Origin of the sequence: Sphaerobacter sp., assembly GCF_019683595.1 — a bacterium.
In the GTDB taxonomy this organism is placed as follows: Bacteria; Chloroflexota; Chloroflexia; order Thermomicrobiales; family Thermomicrobiaceae; genus Sphaerobacter.
The window spans coordinates 21,950-36,181 of record NZ_JADGHZ010000020.1 but is presented as its reverse complement, the minus strand read 5'-3'; the positions used below and the strand labels follow the sequence as shown (position 1 = coordinate 36,181).

Genomic DNA, 14,232 nt, shown 5'->3' with positions numbered 1-14,232 from the left:
CCCCTTCGCCCGGTCCCCGCCATCCTCGCCGGCGCCGCCGGCGGCGGGAGCGCCGGGCGGCGGAGCGAAGGATCTCGCGCTCTAGCGGTCACTCCTGCGGGAGATCCTTCGCTGCGCCGGGGACGGCTGGCCGCCGCCACCGGCTCCGCTCAGGATGACACGCGGGGAGTCGCGGACGGCTGGCAGGTTTACCAGGCCAAATCGTCAACGTTCGTAGCCCGGTTGCAGGGGGTTCCGTGGCAGGAGTGAGAGGAGCAGCCCCGTGGTCGTCTTCGGCGCCAGCATCCAAGCGATCCTGGCCGAAGAGTTCGCCCGACGACCGGCCGATCCCCGGCGGCGCGTGCTCGAGGCGGTCGAGGAGCTGGCAACGGACTTCGGCCTCGACGCGGTCGAGCTGTACCTCGACGGGCTCTTCCTCTTCCCCGACGTGGTCGACGACGGGCTCTTGGCCGACATCGGTCGCCTCCAGCAGCGCATCGGGCTGACGCTCACGGCGCACCTCCCCTACGTCTGGGTTGACATCAGCGCCGCCAACGAGTTGACCCGCCGGGCGAGCGTCGAGGCCGTCGTCCGCGCCATCCAGGCCTGCTCCCCGCTCGACGTCACCAGCTTCGTCCTCCACGCCACCGGCCCGTTCGGCAACGAGGTCGCCCCCGGCGTCGCGGACCCGGAGCAGAGCCTGTTCACCCGGCTGATGCTGGCCGCGATCGACCGGTCCTTCGCCGACCTGACGCGCACGGTGCCTGGTACGCCGCTCGCCGTCGAGACGATGGACGGGTTCCCCTTTGCCTGGCAGGCACCGCTGGTCGAACGGTACGACCTCGGCGTGTGCTGCGACGTGTCCCACCTGCTGGTGCGCGACGAGGACCCCATCGCATTCCTCGACGCCTGGCTGCCCCGCATCCGCCAACTCCACCTCCACGGTGTCCGCGAGCAGGCCCTCGGCGTCAACCTGCGCCGTCGGATCGACCACCGCGCACTGGGCGGCCCCGGCGAGCTCGTCGATGTCCCCCGCCTGCTGGACCACCTCACCGTCCGCGGCTTCACCGGCCCGGTGATCCTGGAGAACCTCTCCCGCGCCGATCTTGTCCACTCGGTCGCGACGATCAATCAGGCGCTGGAAGCGTGATGCGTCATGCGTCATACGTCATCCGTCCCCCTCACCCCCGGCCCCGCTCCCACGAGGGGAGAGGGGAGAATGACGCATGACGCGTGACGTATGACGTATGACGCATCACGGCTCAAAAAAACCGCAGCTCCGGCTCGATGGTGTCCGTGAAGCGGATGATGCCGTAGGAGTAGCGGGGTTCCCAGCGCTTCTGGGTGGGGGAGCCGGGGTTGAAGAAGAGCGTGCCCTCGCGCCACTCGCAGACCGGGCGGTGGCTGTGGCCGAAGATGGCCACGTCAACCCGGCCGGACAGCGTGTGCTCCGCCGCCTGCCGAGCGGTCATCCGCTCGACGTCGTGCCCGTGCATCAGCCCGGCGGTGAAGCGGCCGAAGCGGAAGTAGCGGATGCGCGGCAGGCGCACGTGGAGTGCCGCGTCCTCATTGTTCCCATACACCGCTCGCACCGGGGCGAGCGCCTCGAAGAGCGCCAGCGCCTCCAGGCTCGTCACGTCCCCGGCGTGGAGGATCAGATCGACCCCACGCAGCCCCTCCACCAACGGCGCGGGGAGCCCGGCGCGGGCCGCGGCCCGCGCCGAGAGATGCGTGTCCGCCACCACCCCGACCGTGATCGGCGTCGGGAAGGTCTCGATTCCCGGGAACGGCTCAGGCGCGGGCAAGGATGCCGGCTTCCTCCATGATGCGCCGAACCTCCGCCCGCTCCGCGTGGTTCAAGGGCAGGAGCGGCGGCCGTGGATCGCCGCCGTACAGCCCGATCATGTCCATCGCCGCCTTCAGGCCCGCGATCCCGAAGCGGGTGGTCACCGCCGCGTTCGGCGCGAGCAGGCGGAACTGGACCGCCTGCGCCCGCACATGGTCCCCGGCACGGAACGCCTGGACGATCTCCTGACACGCGTCCGGCGCCACGTTGGCCAGTGCCAGGATGCCGCCCGTCGCCCCCAGGCAGAGGGCGGGGTAGAGGAAGTTGGCCGACCCCGCCAGCACACCGAAGTCTTCCGGGGTGCGCGCCACCATCTCGGCGACCTTCGGCGCGTTCCCGCCGCTGTCCTTGATCCCCACGATGTTCGGGTGCTGGGCGATCTCGACCACGGTGTCCACCGGCAGGTCAACCCCGGTGTAGGCCGCCATCACGTAGACGATCACCGGGATGGGCGACGCATCGGCGACAGCATGGAAATGCCGCACGTAAGCGGCGCGGTCGTAGCGTGGCTTGTAGTAGTGCGGCGTCACCACCAGCGCGTAGTTCGCGCCTAGTTCGGCCGCGGCCTTCGTCAACTCGATCGTGCCGCGGGTGGACTCGACCCCCGTTCCGGCGACGATCGGCTTGCGCCCGGCGACCGCCTTGACGCCCGCCTCGATCAGCGCCAGCTTCTCATCCGGCGACAGGCTCACGTACTCGCCGTTGGAGCCCATGATCACGATGCCGTCGAGGGACGACGTCGCATACCACTCCATGTTGGCGCGGAACCGGTCCAGGTCCAACGCCCCATCAGGGGTGAACGTCGTGGCTACGGGCGCGAAGACGCCCACGGGGTACGGTCGAGCCATGCCAGCCGCTCCTCACCACTTGTCGTTCGTCTTAAACAGCCGCCACAGGATACCGCTCAGGACGCTCTCGGCGATGCTGCCGACCAGCGCGCCGATGAAGGTGATTTGGATGCCGTCGATGAGCGCGCCGGCGAGATAAAAGACCACCGCGTTGACCACCAGCGCGAAGATCCCCAGGGTCAGGCAGGTGATCGGCAGCGCCACCAGTTGCAGAATGGGGCGCAGCACTGCATTCAGCAGCGCCAAGACAATGGCGAAGATCACCACGGCCGCGGTGTCGGTGTAGCCGACATGCTCCGGGATCAACCGGGCGAGCAGCACCACCGCCAGGCCGTTCGCGATCAGGTGCGCAATCAGTCGTGTCACGCCGGTTCCCTCCGGAGCGGCACGTTAGCACACGGCGGGAAGCTCCGTCAACGCGACGCACGATGAGGGGAACGCGCGTCCCGGGCGCACGTGACACCCGGGACGCAGCGGGGAGGTTAGCGGTTCAGGCAAGCTGGAGCGTGAGCCTGACCGGGACGACGCCGGAGTCGAAACCGTTACTGACGCGCAAGCGGACGGTGCCGTCGCGTAATCCACCGGTCACATCGACCCGGAAGACGACCGGCTGGCCGGCGACGGTCGCGGTGCCGAAGATCGTCGCGGAGCCCTTCGTCGCCACCACGCTCGTAATCTTGCTGCTCTGCAGCTTCAGATCCGGGGCCTGGTAGTGAACGGTCCCGCTGGGGTGGCCCCAGAAGCTGATGGCCGTCACCAGCGCGAAGGGCCGCGGCGGGTTGACGACGAGGATGAGCGCAGCACCCGCCGATGGCGGCTCCCGCCAGGTGACGGTGGCACTCGCGGTTACCCCACCCGCCTCCGCAGTAACGGTGTCCACACCGGGGAAGACGGCCTCCAACTCGAACGTGGCCCGGCCGTTGACGGTGGTGGCGGTCAGGGACGTTGCGTTCACGCCGCTCACTTTGAGGGTCACGACCGACCCATCGGCAACGGGATGGCCACCGGCGTCCAATACCTCAACCGTCTCGGTGACTCGATCCCCGACGGTCGCGACGGTGTTGCCGGGCATGAGGGTTACCGTCGCCGGGCCGGCCGCGCTGACCATCAGCGTAGCCTGTCCCTCGCTACCGGCGTAATTGCGGGCCGGATCATCGTAGATACCGTGAATCGTGTACGTGCCGGTCGACAGCGGCCCACCGGTAGGGAAGGTGATGACGGCCTGCTCTCCGGAAAGCTGCACCGTGGACGGCGTGCCGATCTCGTTCCCGGCACCGTCGGTCAGGCTGAACGTCACCTGACCAGCCAGCACCGGCACATCGGAAGTAACGGTCGCGCGCAGCTCGACGCTGGTCGCGGTCGACGTCATGACGCTGTCTTCAACCGTGATCGAGGTCTGAGCAGCGGTGATGGTGAGCCTTCCGTTGCTTACCGTTACGTTGTAGTTGATGAGCCGGTCATCCGGATCTGACAGCGTCGGGGTGATCGGATATTGGCCGATCGGGCTCGTCAATGTGGCGGTGGTGGTGTAGTCAGCCGTGATGGCATCGCCGGGAACGACGCCGGTCAGCGTCCCCGAAAACGTCGGGTTGGGGTGGTAGTACTCGCGGCTCGCGTTGTTCACCTGCACGGATAGTGTCGCCCGGAGTACCTGGAGAGGCCGCGACTGCTCGACCGAGGTGTAATTTGTCGTGTCATCCGGTGTAAACGTCGCCGTCAGCGTGTAGGTGCCCGCATCGAGCACAGTGCCGATCTGGGCCGTTCCGCTGACCGAGCGCCCATCGACCGTCACCCCCTTGAATTGGTAGCTGAAGCTTCCAGCGACGGATGCCGTGGCGCCAAGTACGGTCGCGCTGAGCGGACTGTACGTGATCCACGTCGGCGGGTCCCAGGTAATCGTGGGCGATCCCTGATTGATCGTGAGCGATGCCTCCGCGGTCACGGGTAAGTTGACGCCGTCGGAGGCGGTGAGCGTGAGACGGTAGGTCCCGACCTTGGTGCAGGTGACGGTCGTCGTGAGCGCGCTGGCGTTCGCAACGGTACACGTGCCGCTCGTGCCACCGACCGCCTCCCAGTCCCAGGTAGTTGTGATCGTGTCGTCATCGCGATCGTCCACCTGGCCGGCGATCGAGACCGGCTGACGCACGGACCCGCTGTACGGCCCACCCGCATTCACGTCCGGCGGAACGTTCATGCGGTCGGTCTCGAACAACGAGACGTACGGCCCATAACCGCTGCCTTCGGAGAAGGTGATGGTGATCGCTCCGACATTGCTGAAGTCCGCACCGCCGTCCGGGCCTGCGGCTGTGAACCCAGCGAAGGGAAGTCGAACCGTGTCGTGCGGCTCGGAGTTGACCGGCGTGAAGGGAGGCATGAACGAGGTGGTCGAGTAGTGGGTTCCGTCAGTGTAGACGGTTACCACGACGTTATTCTGCATCCCGTTGCGACCGGCTACGATCGCGAACCCGTTCCAGTAGCCCCCGCCGGTCAGATCGACACCGCCGAGCCCGGTCGGATTGAGCGTCTCGGTGTTCGTGTTCCCGTGCCACCAGATCGCACCGTTGCCTTGGCCGTTTATCTGGCGCGAACTGTAGTAGTAACCGTCTTTGACACCGACCCAGAAGAACGAGTTCGCCGTCGTTGTGCCCGTGTGCTCCGCGCTGATGACGCGCGCCCCGCCGAGGATGCCCGCGCTCGTGACGGCCGAAGCGCTCCGCGTACCCGGTTGAAAGATCGCGATTTCGGCCTGGGGAGTCGAAAAATCGTCGATGATAATCGGCTGCGGCTCCGCCGCCGCAATGCCGCCTCCAGCAGTCAGCCAGGGGAAGGCGGCGCCTGCGACGAGGAGCGCCAGCATCCACCGCATCAGTATCGCTAAACGCCTCATGTCTTCCCCTCCTCTTCTTCGGCGCGCAGCGCGTGGTCGACTTCGCCACGGCTCATCCCCCGAGGATCACCCTGTCCCTCGGGCCTCATGGCGTGGACAACGCACACAGACGTCGATGCGGAGACAGGTCCGCTTCTTGAAGAGATTGACGCGTGTTGCGGTCGGGGACTATACTCAGCACCCTCACACCGGGCCCACACCAGGCTCACACTTCCGCCGGGAGAGAGGGCGCCTCACCGGATGGGCACCGACGACCGGCCGCCGTTCGGCGACCTGCTCCGACACCACCGAGAAGCGGCAAGCTTGACGCGCGAAGAGCTGGCAGAGCGCGCCGGGTTGTCAGCCAATGGCATCGCCGCCCTCGAGCGAGGTGAACGCCGGTATCCCTATCCCCACACCGTGCGCGCTCTCGCGGACGCCCTGGCGCTCTCCGAGGAGGAACGGCACGCCTTCATCGCGGCTGTCCCGCACCGGCGCCGTGCCATGGCCGATCCACCGCCGCACGACAACCTGCCCGCCCCGGTGACGCCGCTGGTGGGCCGCCGCCGCGAGGTGGCCCGGATTCGTCAACTCCTGACCACGAGCCGCCTGGTGACGCTCACCGGCGTGGGCGGCACCGGCAAGACCCGGCTCGCGCTCCAGGTCGCCGCCGAGAGCAAGGACGCCTTCCCCGGCGGGAGGATCTTCGTGGACCTCTCCCCGCTCGACGACCCGCGCCTGGTCCCCGGCACGATCGAGCGGGCACTGGATGCGCAGCAGGCCGTCGGTGCCTCGCCCGAGGAGCGGATCGCGCGTGCCATCGGCGATCGCACCCTCCTCCTGGTCGTCGACAATTTCGAGCATGTGATCGAGGCATCGACGATCGTCAGTTCATTGCTGGCCGCAGCGCCGGGCCTGCGGGTGCTGGCCACCAGCCGCATCCCGCTGCGCCTCTACGGTGAGCAGGAGTTCCGCGTCCCTCCGCTGCCGCTCCCATCGGACCCCCACCGCGCCGAACAAAGCGAGGCGGTGCAGCTCTTCCTCCAGGCGGCCCGCGCGGTGCGGCCGGATTTCACCCTGACCCCGGCCAACCGGGAGGCGGTCGCCGCCATCTGCCACCGGCTCGACGGGTTGCCGCTGGCCATTGAGCTGGCAGCAGCACGCATCCGCCTCTTCCCACCGGAGGCACTGCTGGAGCGGCTCTCCGAGCGGCGCGCCACTCTGGGCACCGCACCGCGCGATCTACCGGCACGGCAGCAGACGCTGCGGCAGACCTTCGACTGGAGCTACGCGCTGCTCACCCCGGAGGAGCGCGCGTTGCTGGCGGCGCTCGGCGTCTTCGCGTGCGGCTTCACGCCGGAGGCGGTCCAGGCCGTCTGCTTGGAGGACGGAACGCCCACGGATACGTTGATGGTGCTGGAAGCCCTCCACCTGAGCAGCCTCGTGGAGCGCTCGGATGAGCCAGGCGGCGGTCTCCGGTTCTATCTGCTTGAGACCGTGCGCGCGTACGCGCTGGCGCGACTCCGAGAGAGTGGCGCCTACGACGCGGTCCGGGAGCGCCACGCCCGCTATTTCCTGACGCTGGCCGAGGCGGCGGCGCCCGCCCTGACCGGGGCCGGCCAGACAACCTGGCTGACCCGGCTCGAGCTGGAGCACGACAACCTCCGCGCGGCGCTGCGCTGGGCGATCAACGGGGGAGAGACCGAGGTCGGCCTGCGGCTCACCGGGGCGCTGTGGCGGTTCTGGGTGGCGCGCGGCCTCGCCCGGGAGGGACGCCGCTGGTTCGAGGCAGTCCTGGCCGCCGGGCCTCCGGCACTCGATACACCGGAGGGCATGAGCACGTACTGCGACGCGCTCATCGGGGCCGCCACCGTCTCCATGCGCCTCGGCGACCTGGACACTGCCGAAGGCTTGCTCACCCAGTGCCTTCCCCTGGCGCGGTCACTGGGGAATCCGCACCGCGTCGCCGGGACGCTCACCCAACTCGGTCACATCGCCGTGCGTCAGGGTCGCCTCGCCGCGGCTCGCCAGGACTACCAGGAGAGCCTGGAAATCAGCCGGGCCAACGCTCACCCATGGGGTATCGCGATGGCGCATGCCGGGCTAGGCGATGTCGCCCTGGCCGAGTCCGACTACGCGGCAGCCCGCGACGCCTTCGAAGAGGCATGTCGCCTCGTCCGCGCCGAGGACGACCAGTTGAACCTGCACATCGTTCTCTGCCAGCTTGGGCACGCGCACCTGGAACTCGGGGCGACCGAGGCGGCCAGGGCATGCTTCGAGGAGAGCCTGAGCCTGGCGCGCGCCCACCGCAACCGGCGCGGCGTCGCGCTGGCGCTCGCGCAACACGGGTACCTGGCCAACCGCCTGGGCGACATCGACCGTGCGCTGAGCGACTACCAGGCGAGCCTGGAGATTTACCATCAGAACGGTTCGCGCCCGGGCATCGCCGACTGTCTGGAGGGGATCGCGGTGGTCCTGGCGCGGGGACGCGACCCGGAACAGGCGGCACGGCTGCTCGGCGCCACTGGTGCACTCAGGGCGGCGGTCGGCCGCACGCCGCTCCAAATCGATCGGGCCGAACTGATGCGCGCCGCCACCACCGCCCGCGCGGCGCTAGGAGAAGCGACATTCAAGGCAGTCCTTGCCGCGGGCGCGGCGCAGCCCCTGGAAGAGATCATCGATCATCCCCTGGGCGAGTGAGCCGCCGCCCGGCCCTCGGTACTCCTGGCGGCTACGATCCAACCAAACGGCGCAGGTGTGACGGATACGCCAGGGCCAGGATCAGCCCGCAGACCATCCAGAACAGCGCGACCATGTGTGGGAAGGTGATGTTGAAGAAGTAGTGGTCGAAGACCCCGACCGTCAGCGCCGTCGCCAGCGCGGCGAGCAAGCCGAGCGCGAGGTCACCGGCCGGCGTTTCGCGCTGCTCCCGCCAGTAGCGGAAGCCCGACAGCGCCACCGCGCCGACCGCGAACAGGAACACGGCGAGCCCGAGCAGCCCGGTCCGCTCGGCAATCGTCAGGTAGATGCTCGACACGCCCGTCTGCAGCGTGATCGACGGCGCCTCGCCGAAGCCGACGCCGAAGAAGGGGTGCTCGCGAATAATCGCCAGGGCGTTGCGGTATTCGGCGAGCCGCAGCTTGGTCGCCGGATCCTGGAGCGTCAGGCCCAGGTAGAGCCGGTGGATGAAGCTGCTGCCCAGCCCCAGGCCGAGCACCGCCGCGGCCAGCAAGCCGCCGGGCGCGATCAGCCAGCGGTAGCGCAGGACCGTCAGCACCGCCAGGCCCGCCGCCGCGCCCACCCAGGCACCGCGTGACTGGGTCAGCAACATCGCCATCCCCGTCAGCAGGATCACCGGTCCCGTCAACCCACGAGGCAACAGCCGCTGCCGCGCGATCGCCGCCGCGCAGGCAAGGACGAAGACCACGGCCAGCAGTCCACCAAACGAGTTAGGGTCGACCGAGGTCGAGATCAGGCGCATCGGCCTGGCCGGGTCGTCCTCGACGTAGCGCACGATGCGGGTCGACGGGTAGCCGTAGGGAATGAGGCGAGAGAGCACCCGCAACGTGAGCCCCGGCCCGCCGGCGTACAGCACCAGGCCGAGCGCCGCCGCCGCTCCGGTTCCCAGCAGCAGCACGGCCGTCAGCCGCCGCGCGTCGTCCAGCGTGCGCGTCGTGTTCCACACGACGAAGACGAGCAGGACCGCCAGCACGAACTTGCCGTAGTCGTGGTAGGTCTGCGAGGTGTAGGCGTTGTGCACCCCGAGCAGGAACGCAAACAGCGTGAAGGCGAGAAGGAACACGATGAGCGCGGCCGGGGTGTTCGAGACGATCCGTTCGTCCCGCCGGAGCATGACCCGCAGCGCCCACACCCCGAGCGTCCCCAGCGCTGCCGCCTCGAACAGCGTCAGCGTGAGCCCGACCCGCACCGGGATCACCGCGAAGGGCAGCAGGGTCATCACCCCGACCACCGCCCACACCCCGGCGCGCGGGTCGCTCAGCACCACCACGGCCGCGACCAGCCCGGCCACCACCGCGGCAGCCGGGATCGGCCCCTGCACCACCGACAACCAGCCGACCGCCGCAGCGAGGAGCACCGCCGCGGTGACGACGAGCGTTATCGCCAGCGGGCGTGGCAGTGTCCCGCGCACATGGGGGAAGGCCGGCAGGAAGGCGCGCCGGTCGCGCCCGGGAAGGGTCGCCGTCATGGCCGCTTCGGAGCCCGCATCAGGAGCGCGGTGACGAGCGTCAAGCGCTCGGGCACCGTCGTCAAGTCCACCCACTCATCGACGCTGTGGGCGTTCTGTCCCACCGGCCCGAGCGAGTCGAGCGTCGGCACGCCGATCGCGGCCGTGAAGTTCCCATCGCTCCCGCCACCACTCGTCAACTCCTGGTACGGGAGCCCCAGCCCTTCGACGATCTCCCGCGCCAGGTTCAGCAGCGCGTCGGTCCCGGGGACCTTCTCCATCGGCGGCCGGTTCAGCCCGCCGGTGAGGACCGTCTCGGTGTCCGGCACCCACTGTCGCGCGGCAATCTCGGTGATGGCCGCATGCACGCGCTCGGCCTCGGCCCGCGTCGGCACGCGGACGTCGACCTCGACCGACGCGTGGTCCGAGATCACATTGCGCCGGGATCCGCCGCGCATCACGTTGGCGGAGACCGTCGTCCCGGTATCCGGGTTGTTCAGCTCATGGAGCGCGATGATCTTGTGCGCGAGTTCCAGGTTCGCGCTCCGCCCCTCATGCGGCGCGGCCCCGGCGTGAGCCGCGCGCCCCCGCACGACCAGCTCGTACATGCCGACGCCCTTGCGGGTCGCCAGCACCCCGCCGGTCGCCCGGCCCGGCTCGAGCACGAAGACCGCATCCATGCGCCGGGCTTCCGACTCGATCAGCGCCCGCGAGGTCGGCGAGCCGATCTCTTCGTCCGAGTTGGCGACGAAGGTGATCTCGGCGAAGTCGTCGAAGCCGAGGTCGCGCAGGATGCGCAGGGCGTAGTAACCGAGGATCAGGCCGCCCTTCATGTCCATCGTCGCCGGACCGTAGCCGCGCCCGTCACGCACGGTGAACGGCCGCTCGGCAACGGTCCCCGCGGGGTAGACGGTGTCGAAGTGGCCGAGCAGCATCAGCCGCCGGGAGCCTGACCCGCGCAGGGTCGCGGTGAAGTTGTCGCCCAGGTCGCTGTTCGGATGGACGGTGATCTCGCAACCGATCCCGGCGAGGAGGTCGCGGAAGAAGCCGCCTGCCCGGTCGACCCCCGCCTTGTCGAAGGTGCCGCTGTCGATGTTGACGATGCGCTCCAGGTCGCGCTCGTAGTCGGGCTGGTAGGCCGCCGCCCGTTCTCGGATCTCCCCCAGCGTCGTCATCACACCCCTCCCCTGCCGGCCTGCTGCTACCCGATCAAGATCGGCTCCCGCTGCGGCGGCGTCAAGAACTCGCAGCCGTCCGCGGTGACGACCACGTCCTCCTCCAGGTTGACGCGACCGTACCCCGGCACGCTCATGCCGATCTCGAGCGTGTAGACCTGATCCTTTTCGACGCGATCGTAAGGCCGCTGGCCGTAGCGCTCCCACCGCGGCCCGAGCAGGCAGCCCCCGTCGTGGACGGCACGACCCACCTGGTGCCCCAGGCCGAACTCCCACGGAGCCACGCCCTCGCGGGCGAAGATGTCGCGCGCGACCTGATCCACTTCCCAGCCCTGCACGCCCGGCTTCAGCACGGCCGCCGCGGCCTGGATGGCCCCCGAGATGATACCGAACGCACGCTCCACCTCGGGTGGCGCCGCCGTCTCACCCGGTCGCAGGAAGTAGAAGGTGCGTTGCAGGTCCGAGGTGTACTCCTCCTGGCGGACGCCGAAGTCGAGGGAGAGCAGGTGCCCCGGCTCGACCACGATGTCCGTCGGCCCCACGTGACCGACCGGCGATGCGGGGCCCGCGGTGACGCTCGGGCAGTAGTGCGGATCCCAGGCCGTGGTGAGCCCGCGTGCCGCCACCCGCTCGTGCATGAAGGCAGCGATCTCCCGCTCGGTCAGCCCCGGCCGCAGCCACTGCCGCAGTTCCTCCCAGATCTCGACCGTGGTCGCCACCGCGGCGCGGATGCGCCGCTGTTCCTCCGGCGACTTGCGGCTGCGCACACGCGAGGCGACCGGCTCACCCGACACCACGCGGCTCCAGTACGGTGTATCGCCCAGGATGTCCTGGAGCACCAGGTACATCCCGTAGGTCAACCCGTCGGCGATGTTGTTGTCCTTGGAGAAGTTCAGCGCGATCTGCCGAGGATCGTACTCGGCGACGGCCTTCCGCAGCGGCTCGCTGATCCCCTCGACGTAGCCGACGACGTCGTCCCAGGCACCGGTTTGCTTGATGTTTTCCACATCTCCCGTGCCGACGATGGCGCGGTGCCGTCCGGTGCGGGAGATCAGGAAGGCCGACTCCCAGGTGACGCTGGTCCCGACCACCAGCGGCAGGCTCGGATCCCCCAGGGTGTCGCTCTCCCGCGCCACGACGAGCCAGAGGTCGATGTCGAGCTCGTTGAGGATCTCCGTCGCCTGCGCCAGCTTCTCCCGCACCAGATTCGCGCTCATGCGTCCTCCGTCGTCCGTCACGCGTCAGGCGTCAACCGTCACGCATCACGCCCCACGGAACACGCGGCACGAAACACGGAACAGGCGTGACGGATGTCGGGTGACGCCTGACGCATCACACCGCTAGCCGCCGATCTGGCTCATGCCCCGTCCGGTGTTGCGGTCGCCCTCTGCCAGGCCGTGGCCCCACGGCTTGCGCCAGACGCCGAAGCGGATCTGCTCGATCAGATCCTCCTCGGTGCCGCCGCTGCGCAGGATGTCGCGCACGTCCACCTCGTCGTTCCGCAGCAGGCAGAGGCGCAGCTTGCCGTCCGCCGTCAGGCGGATGCGGTTGCAGAACGCGCAGAACGGCTGGCTCACCGGACTGATGAACCCGATGGTGCCCTTCGCCCCCTTGATGCGGTAGATCCGGGCCGGATCGCCGGGCGGCGCTTCCAGCCCCTCCAGCGGGCCGTGCACCTGCTCGATCAGGTCCATGGTTTCGGCGGTCGTCACCAGCCCGGAGTCGTGCACGTCCGCCACGCCTTCGAGCGGCATCACTTCGATGAAGCGCATCTGCCAGGGGCGGTCGAGCGTGAGCGCGGCCAGATCAGCCACCTCGTCGTCGTTCTGCCCACGCACGACGACGGCGTTCAACTTGATCGGGGTCAGCCCGGCCGCCTCGGCCGCTTCGATGCCCGCCCACACCTTCTCGATCTTTCCGCCGCGCGTGATGCGGGTGAAGCGGTCGGGCTTGAGCGTGTCGATGCTGACGTTGACGCGCCGGAGCCCGGCGGCCTTCAGATCCTCTGCCAGCCGCGCGAGGAGCAGCCCGTTCGTCGTCATCGACACATCGTCGATGCCCGGCGTGTTCGCGATCTCACGGACGATGTCGACCACATGCGGGCGGACCGTCGGCTCACCGCCGGTCAGTCGGATCTTGGAGAAGCCGATCTTCGCCGCGGCGCGGACGACCGTCACGATCTCCTCGTCCGTCAGCAGTTCCTCGCGTGGGGCGAACTTGGCCCCGATGGCGGGCATGCAGTAGACGCAGCGCAGGTTGCAGCGGTCAGTCAGGGAGATCCGCAGGTAGGTCATCGGCCGACCGTATGCATCGCGGGTCAGGCGCTCCCCGTATCGCGGGATCGCCCGCTCGTCGGTGACCGGCGGGGTAACGGTAAGTGGTACGGCCATCACTATTCCTTCCGCACGACGCGGGCGGGTGACCCACCCGCGGCCGCCGGAGACGGCGGCCGGTCGCCTGCCCTGACGCGGTTGTCTCGCTGCATTCTACGATAACAGCGCCGGCACATATTCGCAACGAATTGGTTTCGGATCTCGGCCCCGCCGCGTCGTCGCCTACCGGCGCATCTTAATGACCTTGAACGCCTCGGCCAGCGCGATGCCCTGCGGCTCCCCGACCTCGGCGGCGCGCTGCCGCACGCGTTCCTCCAGATCCTTCGCCTCCCCGACCTGGCTGACATGGGCCCGGAGCGCGTGGATCTTGTCCTGGAACGTGTCGCTGATGTCGATGTAGGTGTCCGGGTACTCCGCGCCGAACAGCCAGAGTTCCGCGACCTTGTGCGGTTCAAGGCCCTCAGCCAGATGCTCGGGGAAGTAGAGCGGATCGCGTGCCGTGGGATAGACCGAGTCGACGGTCGTGATCCCGACCGCCCGGTGGTCCGGGTGGAGCGCATAGGGCCGGAACGGATCGTGAGTGATGACGATGTCCGGCCGATACTTCCGGATCTGGCGCACGATCTTCTCACGGAACGCGAGGTCGGGCATCAGCTCCCCATCGCCCAGGCGCAGGAACTCAATGTGCTGAACGCCCAGGCGCCGGCACGCCTCGCGCTCCTCTTCTTCCCGCAGCGCAGCCAGCTCGGCAGAGGTGATGTCCCGGCGAGCGGTGCCCTTGTCGCCCGAGGTGCACTGGACCAAGACCACCTCGCGCCCCTCACGGACGAACTTGGCGACGGTACCTGCCGAGCTGAACTCCATGTCGTCCGGATGGGCGACAACGACCATGACTCGCCGGTGCTCTTCCGCAGTCATACGTGAACCCCCACACACCCTTTCGTCATTCGGCTTGCAGCCTGCTGCGCGTGACTATCCGCCTCCGCGCCACTCCCGTCA

Annotated in this window: 11 protein-coding genes; 2 read left to right on the top strand and 9 right to left on the bottom strand. The window is 68.8% G+C overall.

Features of this window, described 5'->3' with window-relative positions; all coding sequences use genetic code 11:
• Positions 1-262 precede the first annotated feature (262 nt).
• Complete coding sequence (gene cbiR, locus IRZ30_RS04025) at positions 263-1,129, top strand: cobamide remodeling phosphodiesterase CbiR (RefSeq protein ID WP_294083187.1); 867 nt, start codon at positions 263-265, stop codon at positions 1,127-1,129.
• 112 nt (positions 1,130-1,241) lie between these two features.
• Here cbiR and IRZ30_RS04020 read toward each other — a convergent pair whose 3' ends face one another.
• From IRZ30_RS04020 to IRZ30_RS04005, 4 genes are all read right to left on the bottom strand, one after another.
• Positions 1,242-1,784 (bottom strand): metallophosphoesterase, encoded by a 543-nt coding sequence (locus IRZ30_RS04020; RefSeq protein ID WP_294083185.1) that lies wholly within the window; start codon positions 1,782-1,784, stop codon positions 1,242-1,244.
• Positions 1,771-2,673 (bottom strand): dihydrodipicolinate synthase family protein, encoded by a 903-nt coding sequence (locus IRZ30_RS04015; protein ID WP_294083184.1) that lies wholly within the window; start codon positions 2,671-2,673, stop codon positions 1,771-1,773. The genes IRZ30_RS04020 and IRZ30_RS04015 overlap by 14 nt, the downstream gene beginning before the upstream one ends.
• 12 nt (positions 2,674-2,685) lie before the next feature.
• Positions 2,686-3,039 carry a phage holin family protein gene (locus IRZ30_RS04010; RefSeq protein ID WP_294083182.1) on the bottom strand — a complete coding sequence of 118 codons (354 nt, stop codon included), beginning with the start codon at positions 3,037-3,039 and terminating at the stop codon, positions 2,686-2,688.
• A gap of 124 nt (positions 3,040-3,163) precedes the next feature.
• Complete coding sequence (locus IRZ30_RS04005; RefSeq protein ID WP_294083181.1) at positions 3,164-5,560, bottom strand: MBG domain-containing protein; 2,397 nt, start codon at positions 5,558-5,560, stop codon at positions 3,164-3,166.
• Between the two features lie 240 nt (positions 5,561-5,800).
• Here IRZ30_RS04005 and IRZ30_RS04000 point away from each other — a divergent pair, with 240 nt between their 5' ends.
• A complete protein-coding gene (locus IRZ30_RS04000) occupies positions 5,801-8,239 on the top strand; it encodes a tetratricopeptide repeat protein (protein ID WP_294083180.1) in 2,439 nt (812 codons plus the stop codon).
• A 31-nt stretch (positions 8,240-8,270) separates the two neighbouring features.
• On the opposite strand, the gene IRZ30_RS03995 is transcribed toward IRZ30_RS04000, so the two are convergent.
• The 5 genes from IRZ30_RS03995 to IRZ30_RS03975 all read right to left on the bottom strand — a co-directional run bounded on the left by IRZ30_RS03995 (position 8,271) and on the right by IRZ30_RS03975 (position 14,151).
• Positions 8,271-9,746: an O-antigen ligase family protein gene (locus tag IRZ30_RS03995; protein WP_294083178.1), complete on the bottom strand. Its 1,476-nt coding sequence runs from the start codon at positions 9,744-9,746 to the stop codon at positions 8,271-8,273.
• Complete coding sequence (locus IRZ30_RS03990) at positions 9,743-10,900, bottom strand: M20 family metallopeptidase (RefSeq protein ID WP_294083175.1); 1,158 nt, start codon at positions 10,898-10,900, stop codon at positions 9,743-9,745. The genes IRZ30_RS03995 and IRZ30_RS03990 overlap by 4 nt, the downstream gene beginning before the upstream one ends.
• Positions 10,901-10,926: 26 nt before the next feature.
• Positions 10,927-12,117 (bottom strand): Xaa-Pro peptidase family protein, encoded by a 1,191-nt coding sequence (locus IRZ30_RS03985; RefSeq protein ID WP_294083174.1) that lies wholly within the window; start codon positions 12,115-12,117, stop codon positions 10,927-10,929.
• 123 nt (positions 12,118-12,240) lie between these two features.
• Positions 12,241-13,290, bottom strand: coding sequence for a GTP 3',8-cyclase MoaA (moaA, locus tag IRZ30_RS03980; RefSeq protein WP_294083172.1), 1,050 nt, complete (start codon positions 13,288-13,290; stop codon positions 12,241-12,243).
• Positions 13,291-13,455: 165 nt separating this feature from the next.
• Positions 13,456-14,151: a PIG-L deacetylase family protein gene (locus IRZ30_RS03975; protein WP_294083169.1), complete on the bottom strand. Its 696-nt coding sequence runs from the start codon at positions 14,149-14,151 to the stop codon at positions 13,456-13,458.
• Positions 14,152-14,232: the final 81 nt, after the last annotated feature.